The 22,370-nt window shown below is 69.3% G+C and carries 25 protein-coding genes; 8 read left to right on the forward strand and 17 right to left on the reverse strand.

All coding sequences use genetic code 11. The features are described 5' to 3' along the window. Nucleotides 1-22 precede the first annotated feature (22 nt). On the reverse strand, nt 23-358 hold the full coding sequence (locus ACFWF2_RS12055) for an RNA polymerase-binding protein RbpA (RefSeq protein WP_188827104.1): 336 nt from the start codon (nt 356-358) through the stop codon (nt 23-25). Between the two features lie 230 nt (nt 359-588). Between ACFWF2_RS12055 and ACFWF2_RS12060 the strand changes: the two genes are divergently transcribed. Next, entirely contained in the window at nt 589-915 is a 327-nt protein-coding gene (locus tag ACFWF2_RS12060) for a hypothetical protein (RefSeq protein ID WP_379307266.1), read from the forward strand. A 46-nt stretch (nt 916-961) separates the two neighbouring features. On the opposite strand, the gene ACFWF2_RS12065 is transcribed toward ACFWF2_RS12060, so the two are convergent. Together ACFWF2_RS12065 and ACFWF2_RS12070 are read right to left on the reverse strand one after the other, a co-directional pair. Further along, nucleotides 962-2,020, reverse strand: a complete 1,059-nt coding sequence (locus tag ACFWF2_RS12065; protein WP_379307268.1) for a hypothetical protein — start codon at nt 2,018-2,020, stop codon at nt 962-964. Nucleotides 2,021-2,130: 110 nt separating this feature from the next. After that, nucleotides 2,131-2,982, reverse strand: a complete 852-nt coding sequence (locus ACFWF2_RS12070) for an SDR family oxidoreductase (RefSeq protein ID WP_379307270.1) — start codon at nt 2,980-2,982, stop codon at nt 2,131-2,133. A gap of 100 nt (nt 2,983-3,082) precedes the next feature. On the opposite strand from ACFWF2_RS12070, the gene ACFWF2_RS12075 reads away from it, so the two are divergent. Then, nucleotides 3,083-3,694, forward strand: coding sequence for a TetR/AcrR family transcriptional regulator (locus tag ACFWF2_RS12075; protein WP_379307272.1), 612 nt, complete (start codon nt 3,083-3,085; stop codon nt 3,692-3,694). On the opposite strand, the gene mqo is transcribed toward ACFWF2_RS12075, so the two are convergent. Then, a complete protein-coding gene (gene mqo, locus ACFWF2_RS12080) occupies nt 3,678-5,117 on the reverse strand; it encodes a malate dehydrogenase (quinone) (protein WP_379307274.1) in 1,440 nt (479 codons plus the stop codon). The genes ACFWF2_RS12075 and mqo overlap by 17 nt on opposite strands. Before the next feature lie 90 nt (nt 5,118-5,207). Between mqo and ACFWF2_RS12085 the strand changes: the two genes are divergently transcribed. Further along, nucleotides 5,208-6,110, forward strand: a complete 903-nt coding sequence (locus ACFWF2_RS12085; protein ID WP_379307276.1) for a LysR family transcriptional regulator — start codon at nt 5,208-5,210, stop codon at nt 6,108-6,110. A 6-nt stretch (nt 6,111-6,116) separates the two neighbouring features. Here ACFWF2_RS12085 and ACFWF2_RS12090 read toward each other — a convergent pair whose 3' ends face one another. Beyond that, nucleotides 6,117-6,812, reverse strand: a complete 696-nt coding sequence (locus tag ACFWF2_RS12090) for a M23 family metallopeptidase (protein WP_379307399.1) — start codon at nt 6,810-6,812, stop codon at nt 6,117-6,119. 262 nt (nt 6,813-7,074) lie between these two features. On the opposite strand from ACFWF2_RS12090, the gene ACFWF2_RS12095 reads away from it, so the two are divergent. Then, nucleotides 7,075-7,407 carry an ArsR/SmtB family transcription factor gene (locus ACFWF2_RS12095; protein WP_379307278.1) on the forward strand — a complete coding sequence of 111 codons (333 nt, stop codon included), beginning with the start codon at nt 7,075-7,077 and terminating at the stop codon, nt 7,405-7,407. On the opposite strand, the gene ACFWF2_RS12100 is transcribed toward ACFWF2_RS12095, so the two are convergent. Then, nucleotides 7,389-8,369 carry a glycosyltransferase family 9 protein gene (locus ACFWF2_RS12100; RefSeq protein ID WP_379307280.1) on the reverse strand — a complete coding sequence of 327 codons (981 nt, stop codon included), beginning with the start codon at nt 8,367-8,369 and terminating at the stop codon, nt 7,389-7,391. The genes ACFWF2_RS12095 and ACFWF2_RS12100 overlap by 19 nt on opposite strands. 156 nt (nt 8,370-8,525) lie before the next feature. Between ACFWF2_RS12100 and ACFWF2_RS12105 the strand changes: the two genes are divergently transcribed. Together ACFWF2_RS12105 and ACFWF2_RS12110 are read left to right on the forward strand one after the other, a co-directional pair. Beyond that, the gene (locus ACFWF2_RS12105; protein WP_379307282.1) at nt 8,526-9,110 is read left to right on the forward strand and encodes an HdeD family acid-resistance protein; all 585 of its coding nucleotides are present in this window, start codon (nt 8,526-8,528) and stop codon (nt 9,108-9,110) included. 78 nt (nt 9,111-9,188) lie between these two features. Next, the gene (locus ACFWF2_RS12110) at nt 9,189-9,539 is read left to right on the forward strand and encodes a hypothetical protein (protein WP_379307284.1); all 351 of its coding nucleotides are present in this window, start codon (nt 9,189-9,191) and stop codon (nt 9,537-9,539) included. A 31-nt stretch (nt 9,540-9,570) separates the two neighbouring features. Here the strand turns inward: ACFWF2_RS12110 and ACFWF2_RS12115 are convergent, their stop codons facing one another. From ACFWF2_RS12115 to ACFWF2_RS12125, 3 genes are all read right to left on the reverse strand, one after another. Continuing rightward, on the reverse strand, nt 9,571-10,371 hold the full coding sequence (locus tag ACFWF2_RS12115) for a HugZ family protein (protein WP_379307286.1): 801 nt from the start codon (nt 10,369-10,371) through the stop codon (nt 9,571-9,573). Beyond that, nucleotides 10,368-11,624, reverse strand: coding sequence for a lipase family alpha/beta hydrolase (locus tag ACFWF2_RS12120; RefSeq protein ID WP_379307288.1), 1,257 nt, complete (start codon nt 11,622-11,624; stop codon nt 10,368-10,370). Before ACFWF2_RS12120 ends, ACFWF2_RS12115 begins: the two co-directional genes overlap by 4 nt. A gap of 210 nt (nt 11,625-11,834) precedes the next feature. Then, the gene (locus ACFWF2_RS12125) at nt 11,835-12,551 is read right to left on the reverse strand and encodes a metal-dependent hydrolase (RefSeq protein WP_379307290.1); all 717 of its coding nucleotides are present in this window, start codon (nt 12,549-12,551) and stop codon (nt 11,835-11,837) included. Nucleotides 12,552-12,672: 121 nt separating this feature from the next. Between ACFWF2_RS12125 and ACFWF2_RS12130 the strand changes: the two genes are divergently transcribed. After that, nucleotides 12,673-13,083, forward strand: a complete 411-nt coding sequence (locus ACFWF2_RS12130) for a nitroreductase family deazaflavin-dependent oxidoreductase (protein WP_379307292.1) — start codon at nt 12,673-12,675, stop codon at nt 13,081-13,083. Between the two features lie 57 nt (nt 13,084-13,140). After that, on the forward strand, nt 13,141-13,608 hold the full coding sequence (locus ACFWF2_RS12135; RefSeq protein WP_379307294.1) for an SRPBCC family protein: 468 nt from the start codon (nt 13,141-13,143) through the stop codon (nt 13,606-13,608). A gap of 65 nt (nt 13,609-13,673) precedes the next feature. Here the strand turns inward: ACFWF2_RS12135 and katG are convergent, their stop codons facing one another. The 8 genes from katG to ACFWF2_RS12175 all read right to left on the reverse strand — a co-directional run bounded on the left by katG (nt 13,674) and on the right by ACFWF2_RS12175 (nt 22,344). Continuing rightward, nucleotides 13,674-15,902 carry a catalase/peroxidase HPI gene (gene katG / locus ACFWF2_RS12140; protein WP_379307296.1) on the reverse strand — a complete coding sequence of 743 codons (2,229 nt, stop codon included), beginning with the start codon at nt 15,900-15,902 and terminating at the stop codon, nt 13,674-13,676. Nucleotides 15,903-15,913: 11 nt separating this feature from the next. Beyond that, nucleotides 15,914-16,348, reverse strand: a complete 435-nt coding sequence (locus ACFWF2_RS12145) for a Fur family transcriptional regulator (protein WP_378854658.1) — start codon at nt 16,346-16,348, stop codon at nt 15,914-15,916. Between the two features lie 127 nt (nt 16,349-16,475). Continuing rightward, nucleotides 16,476-17,081, reverse strand: a complete 606-nt coding sequence (locus ACFWF2_RS12150; protein ID WP_379307298.1) for an ATP/GTP-binding protein — start codon at nt 17,079-17,081, stop codon at nt 16,476-16,478. Then, nucleotides 17,062-17,436: a DUF742 domain-containing protein gene (locus ACFWF2_RS12155; RefSeq protein WP_379307300.1), complete on the reverse strand. Its 375-nt coding sequence runs from the start codon at nt 17,434-17,436 to the stop codon at nt 17,062-17,064. Before ACFWF2_RS12155 ends, ACFWF2_RS12150 begins: the two co-directional genes overlap by 20 nt. 10 nt (nt 17,437-17,446) lie before the next feature. Next, nucleotides 17,447-17,854, reverse strand: coding sequence for a roadblock/LC7 domain-containing protein (locus ACFWF2_RS12160; RefSeq protein WP_189022716.1), 408 nt, complete (start codon nt 17,852-17,854; stop codon nt 17,447-17,449). Between the two features lies 1 nt (nt 17,855). Next, a complete protein-coding gene (locus tag ACFWF2_RS12165) occupies nt 17,856-20,204 on the reverse strand; it encodes a nitrate- and nitrite sensing domain-containing protein (RefSeq protein ID WP_379307303.1) in 2,349 nt (782 codons plus the stop codon). 215 nt (nt 20,205-20,419) lie between these two features. After that, entirely contained in the window at nt 20,420-20,827 is a 408-nt protein-coding gene (locus ACFWF2_RS12170; RefSeq protein WP_379307305.1) for a DUF779 domain-containing protein, read from the reverse strand. After that, nucleotides 20,827-22,344: an aldehyde dehydrogenase family protein gene (locus tag ACFWF2_RS12175; RefSeq protein ID WP_379307307.1), complete on the reverse strand. Its 1,518-nt coding sequence runs from the start codon at nt 22,342-22,344 to the stop codon at nt 20,827-20,829. The genes ACFWF2_RS12170 and ACFWF2_RS12175 overlap by 1 nt, the downstream gene beginning before the upstream one ends. Between the last annotated feature and the right edge of the window lie 26 nt (nt 22,345-22,370).

Below are 22,370 nucleotides of genomic sequence, written 5' to 3' on the forward strand. Positions count from 1 at the left end.
TCGCCGTTGTGGCGCTGGGCTCTTATCCGCGGCGGCGCGTCTTGAGAAGGTCGAGGCGCTCCTTGAGCAGCTCCTCGAGCTCTTCCTTGCTGCGCCGTTCCAGCAGCATGTCCCAGTGGGTGCGCGGCGGCTTGACCTTCTTGGTCTCCACCGTGGTGCCCTCCATGAGCTGCCCCTCCTGGCCGTTGCGGCACAGCCAGGTGGGCGGGATCTCCGCGTCGTCGGCGAACGGGACGTCGAACTCCTCACCGTTGTCGGTGCGGTAGCGGGCGATCCGGCGCGGGGCCAGGTCGTGGTCGCGATCGGTCTCGTAGCTCACCGCTCCGAGCCGACTGCCTCGGAGTACGCGATCTGCCATGTGTGCTCCCTGTCTTTGGCGGCTGGCGCCGCGGGTTCGCGGCTTCGGCGGTTCTCAGGCCTGCGAACTGGTCGTGGTCCTACCGTTAACGCGCGGGACGTCTGAACTGTTCCATTGTAGTCGCAATGGTGATCTGACCGAGCGGGCCCTGAGCCGTCGGCCCGGCACCGTGCCCGCTCAGCGAGACCTGTGCCGCTGGATCGGGCATCGGACCGATAGGGTTTCGCACCATGTCGCGCAGTCGCCTGCTGTCCTGCCTGTGGTGCGGGCGGGAGATCGTGGATTCGGAGTCGGGTCGCCGGCGTCGCTATTGCCGCCAGTCGTGCCGTCAACGGGCTTACGAGCACCGCACCAGCCTCAAGGGAACCGGGATTCCGGAGGACGCGGTGGTGCTGTCCGCGCAGGAAGCCTCGGATCTGGCCGACCGCTGGTTCGCCGCCCGGTGCGCCGCGGAAGACGTCGCCACGGCGGTGGCCGAAGGTGCCGAGCACGTCGAACTGGCCGAGCTCAGCGCCGCGCTGGTGAAGCTGGCCAGGGAAGCCGAACGGTTGCGCTGAATCCCCGTGGTGCCCAAGGCGAGTGGGCGACCAGGGGGATCGGCGGTCACGCTTCGGCGTGGCGGTCTTCGACGGGGAACCCGGTCGAGGTCTCGCGGGCCCGCAGGTACACCGCCGTCACACCGCCCGCGACGAGCAGCGCGAGTGCTGTCGCCGCCCCGGCGGTCGCGAGGTCGGGGCTGGTCAGTGGCTGACCGCGCAGCGCCTGCCAGAACACCAGGGTGAGCAGCCCGAAGTAGCCGAGTACGGCGACGCCGAGCAGGGCGGCACGGACGGTTTCGGTGCGCAGCCAGCGATAGCGGGGTGCGAGGGCGACCAGGACGACGGCCAGCAGCAGCAACACCTGGATGCCGTGCAGGCCGACGAAATGCGGGATGCGCAGGTCACCGCCGGTGGTGCTCCAATGGGTGATCGGCATGGCGCCGACGCCGTCGCGCGCCGCGTCACCGTGCGCGCCGCCCGCTCGGACGGTGTGCCCGGCCATCAGGCCGACCACGGTGCCGTCGGACTGGCGGACCAGCTGTGGTCCGGTGAAGCCCATCAGATAGCCCAGCATCATGCCAGCCACCGCGAGCCACAGCCCGGCCTTCAAGGCGATCCTGGTCGGGCGGTCGGCCAGCTTCTGCCACGAGATGACCACCGCCAGGACGAGATTGGCGAGGAACAGACCGGGGACGCCGGAGGCGAACACCTGCTGGCCGATCTGGTTGACCGGGTCGTCGGCGGTGTTGAAATGACTGAAGGTGCCGCGCGCGGCCTGCAGCGCGATGAAGCCGACATCGGCGATCCCGGTGACGGCGAAGACGGTGCCCAGCCACCAGGTGACCCGCCGCCCGCGATGCGGCAGCCGCAGGATCCACGCCAGCGTCACCCCGTAGAGCGCGAAGGCGAGCCCGAACTTGGCGGGCTTGAGCCACACCGATTCGCCGAGCAGCAGGCGGTCGTCGACCAGCATGCCGACGACCGACACGGCCACGAGCCCGGCCATGAGGGCGGAGTTCACCAGCAGCGGGCCGTGCCAGGGTGCGCGGCCGGTCCCGTCGCGGACCGGTGCGGCGGGAACCCGGATGCGGGACAGGGTGCGGGAGAGATCGATCGTCGCCATGATTCGACGGTAGAAATCCGGTGTGCCGCACCGCCTCCCACTGCGGAACGGTTCGGCACCCGTACCCGGGTAGGGGCCTGCCCTACCCGGGTGCGGTCACGACGGGCTCGTCAGATCCCCAGGCGCCAGATGACCGCGTCGACCGCGCGCGGTGAGACGGTCGCGACGGCCTGCAGGATCCGGGTGTAGCGGGGGTAGAGCTCGATCGGCCGGGTCCGGATCGCGGTGCAGATCCAGTCGGCGGCCTGCTCGGCGCTCAGCGCGGCCGATTGGTCGTAGGCGCCGGTGGGGGCGATCATCTCGGTGCGCACCAGCGGGAATCCGACCGTGGTGACGTGCACACCGCGCGACCGGGTTTCGGCGCCGAGGCTGCGCCCGAACGCGCCGAGCGCGGCTTTGGACGCGTGGTAGGCGGTGAACATCGGCATCGTGCCCGCCGCGACACCCCAGGTGGCGACATTGACGACATGCCCGTTGCCTGCCTCGAGCATCGAGGGGAGCAGTCCCATGGTCAGCCGTGCCGCGCCGAAGTAGTTCAGCGCCATGGTCCGTTCGTAGTCGTGGAACCGGTCGGTGGCATCGGCCGCGCGACGGCGGATCGACCGGCCCGCGTTGTTCACCAGGACGTCGACCGTGCCGTACTGCTCGAGCACGGTTTTGACCAGGTCGTCGACGTCGCCGGGCTCGGACAGATCGCAGGTGATGCTCTCGGCCACGCCGCCCGTCGCGCGCACCGCGTCGCGGACCTCGAGCAGGGGTTCGGCGGTCCGGGCGACCAGGATCAGGCGGGCGCCGTGGCGGCCCAGCGCGTGCGCGGCGGCGCGGCCCACCCCGGACGACGCGCCCGTCAGCAGGACGGTCTTGCCCGCGATCTCGTGCCGCTCGCCGAGTACGAGTCGCGCGACGGTACGCGGCAGCGCGGGCGGATTGAGCAGCAAGGACTGCGCGAGGCGGTCGAGCACGGGGACTCCTGGGCGTCGAAGGGGTTACCGATTCAATTTACTATCTAGTAAATTACAAACGGGTCAATTGAGTGTCAACCGGTGTGGCCGTGATGGTTGGATGGGTCGGGTGAGCACAGCTGGAACCAAAGGTGTCCCGCGCCCCGAGCGTGAGCAGCAGATCCTCGACGCCGCGGTCGCCGAGATCGGGCGAGTCGGCTACGCGGGCCTGTCACCTGCCGATGTCGCGCGGCGGGCCGGGGTGTCCAAGCCGCTGGTCTACACCTATTTCCAGTCCAAGGACGGGCTCTACATCGCCTGTGTCGAGCGCGCAGCCACCGTCATCTACGACGCGATCGAAACGGCCATCACCGGGGCGAGCGGCCTGAGCAAGGCCGAACGAACCCTCGACGCGCTCTTCGTCGCCCTCGCCCCGCGACCGCACGACTGGACCGTCGTCTTCGACCGTTCCCATCCCGACGAGGGCCCCGCCGCCGACGCCGTGCGCGCGGCCCGCCGTCGCATCGCCGCCCAGGCGGCCCGTGGCGTCGCCGACGCGCTCAGCGCGCTCGCCCTCACCGACCCCGACGACCTGTCCGCGCTCACCGATGTCTGGATGGGGTCGGTGACCTCGCTGGTCCTGTGGTGGCTGCGGCACCCCGAGCAGACGGCGGGCGAGATGAGCGCTCGCAGCCACCGCCTGATCGGGGCCCTCGTCAACGCGCCGCGCTGACCGGCGCTGTCTCCGGCAGCAGTTCCGCCAGCAGCGGCGACCACTCGTAGCGCCGTTCGGGGAAGCAGCGCTCCAGCAGGTCGCGCATGATCGACGGCGCGATCGAGGCGCCAGGGGAGGCGCCGAGCAGCCCGGCGACGGTGCCGTCGGCTCCGGTCACCAGTTCGGTGCCGAATTCGAGCACACCGCCTCGCCGGGGATCCGGCTTGACCAGCTGGGCGCGCTGCCCGGCCTGGATCAGCTCCCAGTCGCCGGGATCCGCGGTGGGATAGAAGCGCTGGAGCTGCGCGAACTTCCGGCGCCGCGACGCGAGCAGTTCGGTGATCAGGAAGCGGACCAGATCGAGATTCTGCAGACCGGCGGCCATCAGCGGCACGATGTTGTGCGGTCGCAGCGTGGTGAACAGGTCGGTCAGCTTGCCGGAGCGCAGCAGCCGCGTGCTGAAGGTGGCGTAGGGGCCGAACAGCAACGACGCGCTGCCGTCGACCTCGCGACGGTCCAGGTGCGGCACCGACATCGGCGGAGCGCCGAGTGCGGCCTGGCTGTAGACCTTCGCGTGGTGCTCGGCGACCACGTCGGGATTGTCGGTACGCAGGAACTGCGCGCCGAGGGGGAACACGCCGTAGCCACGCACCTCCGGCAGCCCGGCCCGCTGCAGCAGCCGCAAGGCGTGGCCGCCCGCCCCGACGAAGACGAACCGGGTGCGCACCTGAAAACGCCTGCCGCTGTCCAGGTCTCGTCCGCGCACGGTCCACAGCCCGTCCTTGCCGCGGGTGAGTCCGGTGATCTCGCGATGCAGCCGGACCGCATTGCCCGCCGCGGTCATCGTCGACAGCAGTGATCTGGTCAGCGCACCGAAGTCGACATCGGTGCCCGCGGTGTGCCGGGTGGCCGCCATCGCCTCGCCGTCGGCGCGGCCGCGCACGAGCAGCGGCGCCCACTCGGCGATGACGGCGCGGTCCTCGGTGTACTCCATACCGGCGAACGCGGGCTGGTCGCGCAGTGTCGCGTAGCGCTGCCGCAGATAGGCGATGTCGTGATCGCCGAACACCACCGTCACGTGCGGGGTCGCCGTGACGAAGGTGGCCGGGGCGAGCTCGCCGCGGCGGGCCAGTGCCGACCAGAACCTCCGCGAGAGCCCGAACTGCTCGGCGATCCCGGCCGTTTTGCTGCCGTCGCGGGGATCGGGCATGTAGTTCAGCTCGCAGAGGCCCGAATGCCCGGTGCCCGCGTTGTTCCAAGGATGGCTGCTTTCGGCGGCGGGTTCGCCGAGCCGCTCGAACAGGGCGATCGACCAGTCCGGCGCGAGGGTGCTGAGCAGTGCGCCGAGCGTGGCGGACATGATGCCGCCGCCGATCAGCACGGCGTCGAGAACGTCGTCGCCACCGGCGGATTCGGGGTGGATGGGTGTCGTCTCGGTCATCGTCGAACCTCCCGTGAGCTGTGTACCGCCATTGTCACGCCACCGGGAGTGATCCGTCCAATACGGAATCGCCGACTATATGATCCGAATATGGATGATTCGGGCGACGGGGGAGCGCACGCCCTGGCACCGCTGCTGGCGGCCTTCGAGGCGGCGGCCGACGAAGGGCACTTCACCAGGGCGGCGCAGCGGCTCGGGGTGCCACAGTCCTCGCTGAGCCGCCGGATCAAGACGCTGGAACAGGCGCTGGGCGTGGCCCTGTTCCAGCCGGTAGGGCGCGGCGTGACGCTCACCCCGCAGGGGCGCGAGCTCTACGAACACACCCGTGGCCTGGTGCGCGCTCTCGACGACGCGGTGCGCCGGGTGCGCGCCGACGCCGATCCCGACAGCGGCCTCGTCCGCTTCGGCTTCCCGCTCACCCTGGGCCCGGTGAGCATTCCGACGCTGCTGGCGCAGTTCCACACCAGGGCGCCGAAGATCCGGTTGCACCTGGTGCAGGCACACGGCGAGGCACTGGCCGAGCAGGTCCGTGACGGCCGGCTCGATCTGGCGGTGATGATCCCGCCGCCCGCCGATCTGCCGACGGTGCCGCTCGGCAGGCAGCGCATCGACTTGCACGTGGCGCGCACGCACCCGCTGGCAGGCCGCACCCACATCGACCTCGCCGAACTGGCCGACGCCGCCTTCATCGCCAACCCGCCCAGCTATCAGCTGCGATCCCTGCTTGACACCTGGTGCGCCGCAGCGGGTTTCACGCCCCGTGTGCTGTTCGAGATCACCGAATTCGAGACCCTGCGCGAGCTGGTCGCGCTCGGTCTCGGCGTCGCGCTGCTGCCCGCCGCCGAGATACCGCATCCCGATCTCGCGGTCGTGCGCATCGATGGCGAACGCGACCGCGAGATCGGCCTGGTCTCGGGAGACCATGGGCCGACGCTCGCGGTCGCGCGGCTTCGGGATTTCCTGATCGCGCACACGGCGCGGATCAGTCTGTAGTGCGGATCAGTCCTGGGCGACACCGGCGTCGACGCCGCGGGCGGCGAGCCACGGGTGCGGGTCGATCGGGGCGCCGTAGAGGGAGCCGTCCGGCACGTGCACCTCGTAGTGCAGGTGGGGGCCGGTGGATTGGCCACGGTTACCGACGGTGGCGATGACGTCACCGGCGTTCACGTGCTGACCCGTCTCGACCAGGATCTCGTTGACGTGACCGAACACGCCGATGGTGCCGTCGTCCTGCTGGATGCGGACCCACAGGCCGAAGCCGGAGGCCGGGCCGGTCTCGATCACGGTACCGTCGGTGACGGCGAAGACGGGGGCGCCGATCGGGTCACCGAAGTCGATGCCGTTGTGCGACTCGCCCCAGCGGGCGCCGTAGTAGGAGGTCAGCCTGCCGTTGACCGGGCGGACGGTCTGCGGGCGCGGCGGCGGCGGGGGCGGCGCGATGACCGGCATCGGCGGCAGCTCGGGCAGCGCGAGGGCGACCGCTTCGCGGTGCTCTTCCCACGCGATCGGGGCCGATACGGGGGCCTGGCCCTGCGGGCCCTGGGCCTCGGCGGGGGTGTAGGCGACGAAACGGTACGGTGACTGTCCCGCGGTGATGGCCTGGGTGGCGCCCGCGGTGATGCTGGTGTCGGAAGTCGGGGTCTCGGGCCCACCGAAGGCGGCGGCGGAGGTTCCCACGAGTGCGGACAAAGCCACCGCACCCGCGACAACGCCTCGCCCACGGCCGGCGAGGGCATCGGAGACTCGAGCGGATAACGGGTTGGTCACGAACATGTTTCGAACGTAGCGAAACCGTGATGTCGACGGCGACAGATGTGGCTGCCATCACTGCTGGCTATAACCCCAGTTGATCTATAACAACAGCATAACAAAAACGGAGATTCCAGGGACCGACCGGCAGGAATTCCCAGGTCGCAAGATCATTGCCGAATATCCCCGTCCGGAGGACACTGATTCAGTGGACACTAACGGAGTTCGGGCCATTACGGCCCTGTCCGACCCCACCCGGCGCGCGATCTTCGAGTCGTTACCGCAGGGCCCACGCTCGGTCGCCGACCTGGCCGCGGCCACCGGCATCACCAGCTCGGCGGCCTCGCAGCACCTGCGCGTGCTCCGCGAAGCGCACCTGGTCACCATGCGCCGCGACGGCAACCGCCACCTCTACTCCCTCGACCCCCGCGGCCTCAGCGACGCCCGCGACTATCTCGAGCAGTTCTGGCCGAGCGCGCTGGCCGCCCACGCGGCGGCACTGCGCGAAGCCACCGCCCCGGCTCAGCCCACCCGGCGATAGCGCGACCGGGTCGAGTCCGCCCAGTCCTGCTTGTCCAGCTGCGCGTCCACGGCGGCCACCACCTCGGGCACGCCGATGCGCAGCAGGCCCGGGTCCGGCGCGCGCCCCTCGGGATCGCCCACCTGTCCCGCCCACAACACCGCGTGCCTGCCCAGCAGGTGGGCGGGGGGCCCGCCCCGGCGCGGGGGCGTCGGCCCGAACAGCAGCACGGTGCGGGTGCCGAAGGCGGTCGCCAGATGCGCGACACCGGTGTCGCCGCTGATCACCAGCGAGGATTCGGCCACCGTGGCGGCCAGATCGGTGAGGTTCTGCCTGCCTGCCAGCACCCGATCGTCGGGCAGGCCCGCCTGCGCGGCCACCTGGACGGCGATCTCGCGTTCGAACGGGTCGCCGGTGAGCACCACGTCCCGGCCGAGCACCAGCAGATGCCGCACCACGGCCGCGAACCGCTCCGGCGGCCACCGCCGGGCGGGAGCGCCCGCGCCGATGTGCACGACGACGCAGTCCCGGCGGCTCAGCGACGCCACCGGCGGCACCAGCCCGAGATTGCGGCGATCGGCCTCTATTCCCGCCGACTCCAGCAGCCGACACCACCGATCCACCACGTGCGCCTCCGGATCCCAGCGGGGACCCGCGAGCTTGGGGAGTGCGGGGGAGCGGTGGCCGATGATCCGGTCGGCGCCGGTATCGGCCAGCGCTCGCGCGCTCGCGCCGTCCGCGCCGTGCAGGTTCACCGCCAACTCGGGCGCAGGCCCGTCCCAGATCAGTGCGGCCGGATCGGCGGTGGGCACCAGTTCATCGACCGAGGAGATCAGATCGACGATCTGCTCCAATCGATGCGGCGCCGCCAGCACGATCTTGCTGCGTGGTTCGGCCCGGCGCAGAGCACGCAGAGCCGGGACCGCGGCGAGGAGATCACCGAGGCCCCGAGCTTGCAGCACGAGTACAACCGACACTTCCATGACCTACCCGGGAGCAGGGCAAGCCAAACGTTCGCGTGGGCAAGGACGTGGCGGCTGTCACGGAACCCCCGCTCGGCGCGATGTCCGCGGTCGCGACACGGTCACGACCCCAGCTAATGTCCGGAAAACCAGAGCATGCGGGCATAACATCTCGTCATGACGACAAATACCGTGCCGGAGAGCCCGTTTTCGGCTCTTGCCAAGAAAACCTGGCAAACAATCCTGGTCACCGGCCTCCTCGCGGTGGTCCTCGGCATCATCGTGCTCGTGTGGCCCGATAAGACGCTGCTCGTGGCGGGCATTCTGTTCGGTATCTACATGGTTGTCAGCGGCATCTTCCAGTTGATCGCCGCGTTCACCCACCTGCCGAGCACCAGCTTCCGGGTGCTGTCCTTCATCAGTGGTGTGCTGTCGCTGATCATCGGTGTCTTCTGCTTCCGCGACGATCTCGCCTCGATCGTGCTGCTCGGTCTGTGGATCGGCATCAGCTGGCTGTTCCGTGGCGTCGCGATCCTGTTCGCCGCCATGTCGGAGAAGGGTGTCCCCGGCCGCGGCTGGCAGATCTTCTACGGCATCGTCAGCGCCATCGCCGGTGTCATCCTGATCGTGTGGCCGATCAGCTCGCTCACGACCCTCACCCTGGTCGTCGGCATCTTCCTGATCGTCATCGGCATCATGGAGATCATCACCGCCTTCGGCGTCCGCAAGGATTCGCGCGTGCTGGAGCAGCAGGGGCTCTGACGCCACGGAAAAGTTCGTCGGAAAACGGCCGACGCCTTCGGGCATCGGCCGCTTTCGGGTGAACTACGCTCGGCATTCATGGAATTTGTCTACAACCTGGTGGTTGTCACGCATTTGCTCGGGATGGCCGCCGTCGTCGGTGGCTTCGCCGCCTCGCGTCCTGTCGTGTCGGAGCTGATGGTCTGGGGCGCGCGTGCGCAGCTGGTCACCGGTGTGATCCTGGCGGGCCTTGCCTCGGGCGTCGATTCGCTCGACAAGGACCCGGACACCACCAAGCTGGCGGTGAAGCTGGCGATCTCGGTGATCGTGGTCGCGCTCGCCGAGATGGGCAGGGCCGATGCCAAGCGCGGCAAGCAGATCGACTGGATGACCGATGTCGCGGGCGGACTCGCGATCGTCAACGTGCTCGTCGCCGCGCTCTGGACCTGATCCTCCCAGCCCGGCGGGCCGGCCCCGCGGATCAGCCCGCCGCGCGGGCCCGGCGCGCCAGTTCGACCGTCGCCGACCGCAATTCGGAGATCTCCGACAGGGGTGCGGCATAGCCGACCCTGGTGCGAGCCACCCCCCGCGGGGTCTCGACCCGCAGTTCCAGCCCGTAGCGGTCGGCGCGTTCGCAGGAGGCCGCGGTCGCGTCGGGGAATCCGCCGAGTTGGTTGGCCATCGCCAGCAGCGCGTCGGCGTGGTCGGCGTTGAGGTGCGCGATGCCCGGCGCGGCCTGCGGCACGATCGGGTCCGGCTGCGCGTCCAGGTACTCCTGCGCCGAGGCCGAATCCATCCGCCCGTATCCGCCGACCCAGCGCACCCGCTGGACCCGCAGAATCCACAGCGTGAAATCGCTGTAGTCGATGTAGTACTTCGCGGCGGGGATGGCGGCCAGGTGCGCGGCGCGCGCGGCCTCGGCCTCGGCGCCCACCGGCTGCTCCACCACGCCCGCCAGGGTGATCCGGGTGCCCGCCAGCGGATCGGCCGGGATATCGGGCGTCACGATGGCGATGCTGGCGCGCGGATCGGCGGCCAGATTGCGGCCGTGCTCGGCCAGTCGCGAGACGCTCAGCACGGGCGCGCCGTCGAGCAGTCCGTAGGTGATGAACGACGCCCACGGTGCACCGTCGGCCGTCAGGCTGGCCAGGGTGCCCGTATTCGTAGCCGCCGCAATCGTTCTGGCCTCCTCGGCCGCCGAGGGGCGGGCCTCGTTGGCCAGGGGAGCGGTCGGCAGCGGGATGGAGGGTGCGTCGCCGGGGTCGCCGTGGTCGAGAGTCATGGCCACAGCGTATCCACCCGGACTGCCTTGCGTGGGGTGCTCGACAGCCAGCTGTGCAATGCCGCGTAGACCACGTCGTGATTGAGCAGGCTGAAATGGTTCGCCTCGGGCACATGCAGGCTGTCGACGCCGTCGAAGCCGATCCGGCGGGCCCAGCCGCGACCCGAGCCGCTGCCGCTCAGCACCAGGCCGTCGCCCACGATCAGGCCGAGCGGATGCTTCGGGCTGCGGGTGAACGTCGCGGTGACGAAGTAGTGCTCGGCGCCGGCGATCAACGGCACCTCACGCACCGCTCGCGTCCGCAGGGTGTCGACGTCGAGATCGCGCCAGTCCTCGTCGACCAGGGAACCGTGGCGCAGGTCCCGGATGCCCGCGCTGCGCCTGCGTAGCAGCTTGCCCAGCGGACGGGTCTCGGGTAGCAGGTCGAACGCGGCCGCGGCGTAGTGGGCGAGCTGCTCCAGGGGAGCGCCGAGGTGTGGGGAGCCGAGGCACACCACCTGACGGACCGCGCGCACCCACGCTTCGCCCGCCTCGTCGGCCTGATGGCACGCGCTGCGCGCGACCAGCCCGCCCATCGAATGGCCGATCAGGCAGATCTCGTGCACCGGCAGCGGCCAGGCCGCCACGAGCCGCGCCAGCAGGGCGCTGAGCTCAGCCGCGTTCTCGGAGATGTGCAGGCCCGAGTTGTACCGCACGAATACCGGGGTGTAGCCGAGTTCGGTTTCCAGCCGTTCGCCGTAGGTGGGGCGCCCGCCGAGGCGCCACGCGTGCTCGGTCTCCACCAGTCCGTGCAAATGCACGACCAGCCGGGTCGTCGGCACGGCGAAATGCGCGGCCAGCAGCTCGGGCGGTACCGGCGCGCCGTCGACGCGAAAGGTCATGGGGGAGGCCAGGATCGGTTCCTCGTCCGCGAGCGCGTCGCCGATCAGTCCCTGCACCGCGGCCAGGATGCCCGCGCCCCACACGGTGCGCGACGGTGCGGTGACACCGGGAACCTGGACCGCGCTCGCGACCTCGCCCACCACGAACCCGGTCCCGCCGACCACCGCGTACACGCCGTCGGTGATCGCGTCGTGCACGAGCTTCACCGGATCGGCGGCCGGGCCGACGCCCACCCGCACGGCCGCGAACACCCGATCGGAGATGGCGCGGTGGATGGCCGCTATCCCGTCGACCGCGCCGACGAACTCGTCGCCCGCCAGCCGCGTGAGCGCCTGTACTTCGGCCTGGGATTGGGGGAGCTGCTGGGTCACAGGGTTGAGAGTACAACTGTGCACTGAAAGGTGCTGGGCTTGGGGCGGCTTCGGGAGGATGCAGGGGTTCTCCCGCTCGTTTTCGTTATCGATCACAATCAACATGCCGATACTGCGATATGCGCATCTAACTATGTAAGCTCTGTCGAACTGCGGAAAGAAGACAAGGACGGCGGGGGAGGGCCCGCCGTCCTCACGAGCGATCGCCGATCACGGCCGATGCGTGATCGCGTACCAGAGCGCACCCATCGTGCCGAGCACGAAAAGCGGAGAGATGACCCAGGTTTCGACCCGGTTCCCGGTCCGCTCGATCAACGGCACCCTGGTGCGCAGTGGGAACGGCCACAGCAGCCGGCAACCCCGATCGGTGAGGCAGTCGCCGAGCAGGTGTGCCAGACACCCCAGCCCGACACAGATCGGCAGCCACGCCGGCCGGTCGACGATCCAGTGGTCGACGGCGAAGGTGCCCGCCGTCGCGAGCACGATGACCGTCCCGTAGGTCCGCACGCTCTTGCCCGGCGGACACAGATGCAGCGACCGCACCGCCAGCGCGAGCAGGAAGAACACCAGGCTCAGCGTGAACGGCCTGCCGAGGAAGTGCTCCCCGGCCCAGGTGGCGGCGACCGCGGCCACCACGAACAGCAGCGAGTGGGTGCCGTGGCGATGACCGCCCGAGACCCAGGAGATGAACCGGCACAGGTGATGTGACACCGGGCCGAGCACATGCGAGATGGTTCCGCTGGGGTGATCCGCGTCCGGCAACAAGGCGGCACCCGCGGTGAGCAGGGTGCCCATGATCAATTCGGCGATCCCGAATCGTGTGGTGTCGCTGTCGAACAGGGGGAACGCGGCGACCGTGAGCGGGAGCGCCGCGGCGGTACCCGCCCAGGCCAGCGCGCCACTGGTCGCATGTGAATGTCCTAGCACCCCGCAACGTTAGAGGAGCTCACTACTTCGACGCATATGCCGAGGCAGGCCGGTACGCGGGCGGGAATGCACGGCGTGTCCGGATGGTTGGCGCAGGAGACCGCACCGCGAAAGGACGAGGATGAGTGCATTCAACGACCAGGTGATCGCCGAGTTCCGGGCCAACGGTGGCCGGGTCGGCGGCCTGTTCGAGGGCCGCGACAACATGGTGATCATCACCACCACCGGCGCGAAGTCCGGTCGCGCGATCACCAATCCGCTGGTATTCCTGCCCGATGGCGAGCGCATCGTGCTGATCGCCTCCAACGGCGGCGCCGACAGGCACCCCGCGTGGTACCACAACCTGGTCGCCAACCCGGAGCTGACCGTGGAGCTGCCGACCGAAACCTTCACGGGCAAGGCCGAACTCGTCGCCGACCCGGAGCGCACCGCGCTGTTCGACCGGATGGTCGAGCTGATGCCGGGCTTCGCGGAATACCGGGACAAGACCAGCAGGGAAATCCCCGTCTTCGCGGTGTCCAAGGTGAGTTAGTCGGCGGCTCGAGCGGAATGGTTGCCGGGGCAGGCGATCTGCTGGTTCGATCGCCCGGTGACCGAAACCATCGACGCGCCCCGCATCGTCCACGCCTCCCGCGACATCACGGCGAGCGCCGCCGCGATCTTCGAACTGATCGCCGACCCTGCCCAGCAGCCACGCTGGGACGGCAACGACAATCTCGCGGAAGCGAGCGCGGGCCAACGGGTCCGCGCCACCGGTGACGTCTTCACCACCACCCTCACCAACGGCGCCGATCGCGACAACCACATCGTCGAGTTCGAGGAGGGCCGCCGCATCGCCTGGAACCCGTCCGAGCGGGACAAGACCCCGCCCGGCCACCTGTGGCGCTGGGAGCTGGAGCCGATCGACGACACCAACACCCGGGTCACCCACACCTACGACTGGACCCAGCTGCACGACGAACTGCGTCAGGTGCGGGCCAGGGCTACCACCTCGGACAAGCTGCAGGCGTCGGTCGATCGGCTGGCCGAACTCGCCGAGGCCGACGCCACCGCGTGATCCGGGCCGCGAACGAAACACCCCGTGACTCGCACTGAGCCACGGGGTGTTTCGCTTCTGACGGGTCAGCCCAGATCGAACCGGTCCAGGTTGCTCACCTTGGTCCACGCGGCGACGAAGTCGTGCACGAACTTCTCCTTCGCGTCGTCGGTCGCGTAGGCCTCGGCCACGGCGCGCAGCTGCGAGTTCGAACCGAACACCAGGTCGGCGCGGCTGCCGGTCCAGGTGACCGCACCGGTCGCGCGATCCTTGGCCTCGTAGGTGTCGTCGTCGGCGGCCGACGGCACCCACTCGATGCCCATGTCGAGCAGGTTGACGAAGTAGTCGTTCGTCAGCGCGCCCGGCGTCGCGGTGAACACGCCGAGCGGCGAGGACTGGTAGTTCGCGCCGAGCACGCGCAGACCACCGACCAGGACGGTCATCTCCGGTGCGCTCAGCGTCAGCAGGTTCGCCTTGTCGACGAGCAGGTACTCGGCGGGGATCCCGGCGTCCTTGGCGAGGTAGTTGCGGAACCCGTCGGCCTTCGGCTCGAGCGCCGAGAACGACTCGACGTCGGTCTGCTCCTGGCCGGCATCGCCGCGGCCCGGCGCGAACGGCACGCTCACGTCGTACCCGGCCGCCTTGGCCGCCTGCTCGACGCCGACCGCGCCACCGAGGACGACCAGATCCGCGAACGACACCTGGGCGCCGCCGTCGGCGTTGAACGTCGACTGGATGCCCTCGAGCGTCCGGACGACCTGCGCGAGCTCGTCGGGCTGGTTGACCTCCCAGCCCGCCTGCGGCTGCAGCCGGATCCGGCCGCCGTTGGCGCCGCCGCGCTTGTCGCTGCCACGGAACGACGAGGCCGCCGCCCATGCCGTCGACACCAGCTGCACGACGCTCAGGCCGGAGGCCTGGATCTGGCTCTTCAGCGTCGCGATCTCGGTGTCACCGATCAGCGGGCCGGTGTGCGCAGGCACCGGGTCCTGCCACAGCAGTTCCTCGGACGGCACCAGCGGGCCGAGGTAGCGCGCGACCGGACCCATGTCGCGGTGGGTGAGCTTGTACCAGGCGCGCGCGAACGCGTCGGTGAGCTCCTCCGGGTGCTCGAGCCAGCGCCGGGTGATCCGCTCGTAGATCGGGTCCATCCGCAGCGACAGGTCGGTGGTCAGCATGACCGGGGTGCGCTTCTTCGCCGGATCGAACGGGTCGGGCACGGTGTCCGCGCCCGCGCCGTCCTTCGGGATGTACTGGTGCGCGCCCGCCGGGCTCGCCGACAGCTCCCACTCGTACCCGTACAGGGTTTCCAGGAAGTTGTTGTCCCAGGTGATCGGGGTGCTGTTCCAGATGCCTTCCAGGCCGCTGGTGATCGCGTCGGCGCCGACGCCGGTGCCGAAGCCGCTCTTCCAGCCCAGGCCCTGCTGCTCGAGCGGGGCCGCCTCGGGCTCGGGACCGACGAGGTCGGCCGGACCGGCGCCGTGGGTCTTGCCGAAGGTGTGCCCGCCGACGATCAGCGCGGCGGTCTCCTCGTCGTTCATCGCCATCCGCGCGAAGGTCTCCCGGATGTCGATCGCGGCCTCGAGCGGATCCGGATTGCCGTTGGGGCCTTCCGGATTCACGTAGATCAGGCCCATCTGGACAGCGGCGAGCGGACGCTCGAGGTTGCGCTCACCGGAGTAGCGCTCGTCGCCGAGCCAGGTGCGCTCCGGACCCCAGTAGACGTCTTCTTCCGGCTCCCACGCGTCGACGCGGCCGCCACCGAAACCGAATGTCGGGAAGCCCATCGACTCGAGCGCGACATTGCCCGAGTACACGATGAGGTCGGCCCAGGACAGCTTCTTGCCGTACTTCTTCTTCACCGGCCACAGCAGGCGGCGGGCCTTGTCCAGGCTGGCATTGTCGGGCCAGCTGTTCAGCGGCGCGAACCGCTGCAGGCCCGCGCCGGCACCGCCGCGGCCGTCGCCGACGCGGTAGGTGCCCGCCGAGTGCCAGGCCATCCGGATGAACAGCGGTCCGTAGTGGCCGAAGTCGGCGGGCCACCAGGGCTGCGAGGTCGTCATGACCTGCTCGATGTCCTGCTTCACGGCGGCCAGGTCGAGGGTCGCGAATTCGGCCGCGTAGTCGTAGTCCTCGCCCATCGGGTTCGCCACCGGCGGGTTCTTCTGCAGGATCGTCAGGTTGAGCTGGTGCGGCCACCAGTCCCGGTTGCTGCCACGGGCGTCGGCGGACGCGAACGGGCGACGATCGGCGACGGGGCAACCATTTTCACCGGGTTCCGTGTTGGCTTCCGCGATAGGTGGATGTTCCTCGGGCACGGTGATTCCTTTCAGGAGAGTGATGGTGATGTCAGGCAGTCGGGGCAGCGGCCCCAGTAGATGACCTCGGCTTCGTCGACGACGAAACCGGTGTCATCGAGAGCGGTCAGACAGGGCGCATCGCCGACTGCGCAGTCGACATCGACAATCACGCCGCAGGATCGGCACACCAGGTGATGATGGTTGTCCCCGACCCGGGTCTCGTACCGGGCGACCGTGCCCATCGGCTGGATCCGCCGGAGCAGGCCGGCGGTGGTGAGCACACGCAGCACGTCGTAGACGGCTTGATGACTCACCGCGCCGAGGGTGTCTCGCACCCGGCTCAGGATGGTGTCGGTATCAGCATGCGGATGCTGGTGCACGGCGGTCAGCACCGCCAGGCGCGGCGAGGTGACGCGCAGCGAGGCCGCGCGGAGCATCCGCTCGAAGTCCGACGTGGTGGACACAGTCCAAATTATTACTCGTTCCAGATGGCAGCGGAAGCATTTCCGGGCAAGTCGGCCACAGCGAAATCGGCGCGGGAATCTGGAACCACAGAAGAATGACCGGGACCGCCCCCCGGTCGACCACTGCTTAGGTGGTCACCGGGGTGCGGGTGGCACGGGCGATGAGGTACTCGACGAGGTGGGTCAGCACCGCCTTCGCCGAGGGCCGGTCACGGGCGTCGCACAGCATGACCGGGGTGTTCGGATCGAGGTCGAGCGCGTCGCGGACCTCGTCGATCGTGTAGCGCGGCGCGCCCTCGAAGCAGTTCACCGCGATCAGGAACGGCAGCCCGCGCCGTTCGAAGAAGTCGACGGCCGCAAAGGAATTGCTCAGGCGCCGGGTGTCGGCGAGCACGATCGCGCCCAGCGCGCCGCGGCACAGCTCGTCCCAGAGGAACCAGAACCGGTCCTGGCCGGGGGTACCGAACAGATACAACACGAGATCGCGGTCGATGGTGATGCGGCCGAAGTCCAGCGCGACCGTGGTCGTCGACTTCTGCTCCACCCCCGACAGGTCGTCGACGCCGGTGCTGACCTCGGTGATCAGCTCCTCGGTGCGCAGCGGCGCGATCTCGCTGATCGAGGAGACCATGGTGGTCTTGCCGACGCCGAAGCCGCCGGCGATGAGGATCTTCACCGAGGCGGCCAGGTGCTGCCCGTCCGGTGCTGTGGGGTCAAAGTTTTCGGATGCCATCCAGAACCGCTCGCAATATGTTGAGGTCTCCGGTGCCGGCCTCGGCCGCTACCGGAGCCCGGAAGATGAGGTGGCCCTCGGCGATGAGATCACCGACGAGGATCTTGGTCACCGCCAGAGGAAGTTTCAGCACGGCCGAGACCTCGGCCACCGACTGCGGACGCTTGCACAGCCGTGCGATCGTCGCGTACTCGGGTTCCGGTCGTCGCAAGGTGGGGGCGGGATGTACTGCCACCACCACCGTGAGCATGTCCAGGTCGTGCGCCGCACCCATGGTGCGGCCGCGGGTCACCGCGTACGGCCGGACGAGAGGTCCGGCCGCGTCGTCGAACCACGGATCGCCGAGTCGAGTCATGTGAGGCTTCCTATAGCTCCGCCAGTCCGTGCCGCGGCTCGGTCGACAGATAGCTGCCGACCCGCTGCACGGTGAGATTCATTTCGTAGGCGACCATGCCGAGATTCGCCGACTCGTTCGCTTGCAGGGCCAGGCAGGCGTTGTCGCCCGCCGAGGTGACGAACAGAACGGCGCGATCGAGCTCGATCACCGCTTGCCGCACGCCACCGCCGTCGAAGCGGCTGCCCGCGCTGCGCGCGAGACCGTAGAGGGTCGACGACATGGCGGCGAAGTGCTCGGCGTCCTCACGCTTCATCTGCGAGGACCGTCCGAGCAGCAGCCCGTCGGTGGACAGCACGACCGCGTAGCGGACCCCCGCCAGCCGGTCGACGAGATCGTCGAGCAGCCAGTTGAGATCACCTGGGTGGGGAGAGTTCACCTCAGCCTTCCTGTTCGTCCTGGTTCGATGTGGTCAGGGGCTTGCGCCCCTGCCTGGTGCCGTTCTCGATCGCGGACATGAGATCGCGCGCCTGTTCGGCCGTCCGTGGCCGCTCCGGCGCGCGGGGCGCTTCCTCGGCGGCGGGTTCGTCGGTGAGCTCGGGCGCCAGGTTCGTCTGCCGCTGGCGCCGCGGCAGGGCCGGACGCTCCTCGGAGCCGTTGGTCTGCGCGGCGGGCAGTTCGGGAGCGGGCGCCACCGGGCGCGGCGGGGTGGGCGGATCGGCGACGAGCGTGGCCACCGAGGTGGGCGCCGGTGCCGATTCGATCGCGGCGACCGGGGCGGGCTCGGGCGTCGGGGCCGGCAGCCCGCGCCGCAGCGGACCGGTCGTCACCGGCTGCATCATCGCGGTGTCGGAGTCACCGGCCAGCAGCGACAACGGGATGAGCACGATGGCGCGGATGCCGCCGTAGTCGGATTCGCTGAGCCGCACCGATACACCGTGCGCGGTGGACAGCCGGGCGACGACGAACAGGCCGAGTCGCGAGTCCGCGGACAGCGTGCCGACACCGAAGTCCGGCGGATCGGCCAGCATGGTGTTGTATTTGGCCAGGTCCTCGGGGCTCATGCCCATGCCCTGGTCGGTGATCTCGACGACAACGCCCTTGCCGACGATGTTGCCGCTCGCCTCCACCCGCGACTGCGGCGGGGAGAACGCCGTGGCGTTGTCGACGAGCTCGGCGAGCAGGTGCACGAGGTCGGCAACGACGGTGCCGACGACCTCCACCTCGGGCAGCTTGGTGACACGCACCCTGGCGTAGTCGAGCGTCTCGCCGATGGCGCTGCGCACGAGGTCCATCACCGGAACCGGCTTGCGCCACTGGCGACCTGGCCGCCCGCCGCCCAGGATGATCAGGTTCTCGGCATTGCGGCGTTCGCGGGTGGCGAGGTGGTCGAGCCGGAACAGGGTCTCCAGCAGCGCCGGGTCCTCCTGGCTGCGCTCGGCCTCGTCGAGGATCTCGAGCTGGCGGTGGACCACGATCTGGCTGCGGTGGGCGATATTGAGGAACACCGCGCGCACACCCTCCCGGGTGCGGGCCTCGTCGACGGCCGCGCGGATCGCGGCGGAGGCGGCGTGCTCGAAGGCCTTGGCGACCTGACCGATCTCGTCGCGGCCGAAGTCCAGCGTGGGGGCGGTGTCGGCGGCCTCGACGTCGCCACCGTCACGCAGGGTGCGCATGGTGGCGGGCAGCTGCTCGTCGGCGAGCTTCAGTGTCTCGGTGCGCAGGCGGCGCAGGCGGCGGATGATCCGGTTGGCCAGGATCACCGCGACCAGGAACACCAGCAGACTGAGCGCGAGCACACCGCCACCGGCCAGGGCCGCGTTGACCTCGGCCCGGTGCGCGGTGTCCTCGGCCAGCTTCTGCACGTGCCGGTTGTGCGCGCCGTACGCGTCCAGCAGGGCCCGGTTGACTTCGGCAGCCGCGCTCTGCCATTCGGGCATGCTCATCGGCAGTGCCGGGGCGGCACTCTGCCTGCTCGAGGTCCCGCTGCTCGGCGTCGCGGGCGTCGCGAAGCGCTGCATGATCGCCGCTTCCATCGCGGTGAGCTGCTGCCAATGCGCCGAGGCCATCAGCGCGGTGATCGCGGTGCGCCGGCTGTCGTCGAGCTCGGCCGCGATATTGGCGACCTCGACGTGATAAAAGCCGCTGAGGCGGATGAACTCGTCGACCGGGATGGACGTCGGGCCATCTGCCGTGACCATCTGCATGGCCAACGCGGTGCTGCGGGACATCCCCTCGGCGGCGTTGAGCATTCGAAAGCCCTCGGCGACGCCGGAGGCGACAATGGCGTCGGGGGCGGCGCGCTCGGCGACCTTGGTGCCCTCGGTGAAGACATCGAGCAAGCGGTTGTAGAACACGAACGCGTCCGAGGCGGGCAGCACTCCCGCGTCGGCGCCACCCCGGACTCCGGCCAGATGCGTTCCGAGGGTGGCGAATCCGCCCTTGTCGTCACCGATGTTGGAATCGTCGACCTCGCGGATGCCTGCCGAGATCTCGATCAGACCGCGGAAGGCGGCATCGAGCCGGGCACGGGCCGGTCCGAGGGCGAGCTGGGCGTTCTCGTCGCCTGCCAGATGCGCCAGGGTGAGCTGGCGTTCGGACTGGACCGCTTCGATCAGCTCGCGGGTGTAGGGGACCGCCGCCTGCATCTCCGAAGCCCAGGTCTTGGCTTTGTTGCTCTCCTCGACCAGGTAGCCCGCCGTACCCACGCCGACCACCACCAGGGTGAGACTGGGAATGAGAGCGATCGCCAGAATCCGGGTACGAACACCGAGTCTCGCTAAGAACATCGCCATAACGTAACGGAATCGTTGCAGTCTTGCCCTGTGGGTCTCGCTGAGCGAGACGCGATTTGGTTTGTGCCGGAACGCATTTGCTATGCGCGCCGCCGACACGGAAAACGGCGAGCTCGCCCCGCCGGCTGAGCCGCGATGGCCCAGTCGGCGGGGGCTCGCCATGGCCTGGCAGTGCCGGGAAGGTCCAGCCAGGTCAGGTCGGTGCGCCGCTACAGCGTGCGGTCGGCGCCGGTTCGCGGGGGCGGTGCGGCCGCCAGCGCGGCGTTCTCCGCCGCGGTCAACTGCCTGGCGCGCAACACGAATCGCATGCCCTGACCCGCTTCCAGCGATTCCGCGCTGGCCTGCCCGCGCACCGCGTCGACGGTGAGGTGGGTGTCTTTCCAGCATTCGAACTGCTCGGGGCTGATCCAGAATTCGGTGTGCCAGCTGAGCCTGCCGAGCAGGACGTCGGCCTTCTCGATCGGGAACTGCTTGGCGGACAGGCACACCGGCGCGATATCGGGGTCGCAGCCCTCGCCCGTCTGGCGGAACAGCACCGGGCCGTGGTCCTCGATCAGCCTGCGCAACAGCGTCTGTGCTCGTTCGGTGATCTCCACACGGTGGATGCGGTTCTGCATCAGAACATCCCGAGTTTCGTCGTCGAATAGCTGACCAGCACGTTCTTGGTCTGCTGGTAGTGCCCGAGCGTCATGGCGTGGTTCTCCCTGCCGAATCCCGACTTCTTGTAGCCGCCGAACGCGGCGTGCGCGGGGTAGGCGTGGTAGCAGTTGGTCCACACCCGGCCGGCCTTGAGGCCGCGGCCGAGTCGATGGGCGGTAGTGATATCGCGGGTCCACACGCCGGCGCCGAGGCCGTAGAGGGTGTCGTTGGCGATGCGGATCGCCTCGTCGGTGGTGTCGAAACGGGTCACCGCGACGACGGGGCCGAAGATCTCCTCCTGGAAGATCCGCATCGTGTTATCACCCTCGAAGACGGTGGGTTCGATGTAGTACCCACCCGGCAGGCCGTCGACCTTGCGTGCTTCCCCTCCAGTCAGCACGCGGGCGCCTTCGGCTCTGCCGATGTCCAGGTAGGACAGGATCTTCTCGTACTGGTCGTTGCCTGCCTGCGCGCCGATCATCGTCTCGGTGTCGAGTGGATGACCGGACACGACGGCCTCGGTGCGGGCGATGCAGCGGGCGAGGAACTCGTCGTAGATCGACGAGTGGATCAGCGCCCGCGACGGACACGTGCACACCTCTCCCTGGTTCAGGGCGAACATCACGAAACCCTCGATCGCCTTGTCGAGGTAGTCGTCGTCGGCGGCCAGCACATCGGGCAGGAAGATGTTGGGGCTCTTGCCGCCCAGCTCCAGCGTCACCGGGATGATGTTCTCGCCGGCGTACTGCATGATCAGCCTGCCGGTGGTGGTCTCGCCGGTGAAGGCGATCTTGGCCACCCGCGGACTCTGCGCCAGCGGTTTGCCCGCTTCGACACCGAAACCGTTGACCACGTTGAGGACTCCGGGCGGTAGTAGATCCGCGATCAGCTCCACCACCAGCAGCAGCGAGGCCGGCGTCTGTTCGGCGGGTTTGATCACCACGCAGTTGCCCGCGGCCAGCGCGGGAGCCAGTTTCCAGGCCGCCATCAGGATCGGGAAGTTCCACGGGATGATCTGCCCGACGACGCCGAGCGGCTCGTGGAAGTGATAGGCGACGGTGTCGGGATCGATCTGCGAGATCCCACCTTCCTGGGCCCGCAGGACGCCGGCGAAGTAGCGGAAGTGGTCGACCGCCAGCGGCAGGTCGGCGGCCAGCGTCTCGCGGACGGGCTTGCCGTTGTCCCAGGTCTCGGCGACCGCCAGCGGTTCGATGCTGTTCTCGATCCGGTCGGCGATCTTGTTCAGGATGTCGGCCCGCTCGGCGACCGGGGTCGCGGCCCAGCGGTCGGTGGCCCGGTGCGCGGCCTCGAGTGCCATGTCGATATCGGCGGCGGTGGATCTGGCCACCGCGCAGAAGATCTCGCCGTCGACGGGGGAGGTGTTGTCGAAGTAGCGGCCTTCGATGGGGGCGGCCCAGTCACCTCCGATGAAGTTGTCGTACCGGGCGGCATAGCTGACTATGCCGGTATCCGATCCGGGTTTGCCGTAGATCATGCGCCTCGCTCCTCGCGACCCGTGCG

The organism is Nocardia sp. NPDC060259, from assembly GCF_042728775.1.
Lineage (GTDB): Bacteria > Actinomycetota > Actinomycetes > Mycobacteriales > Mycobacteriaceae > Nocardia.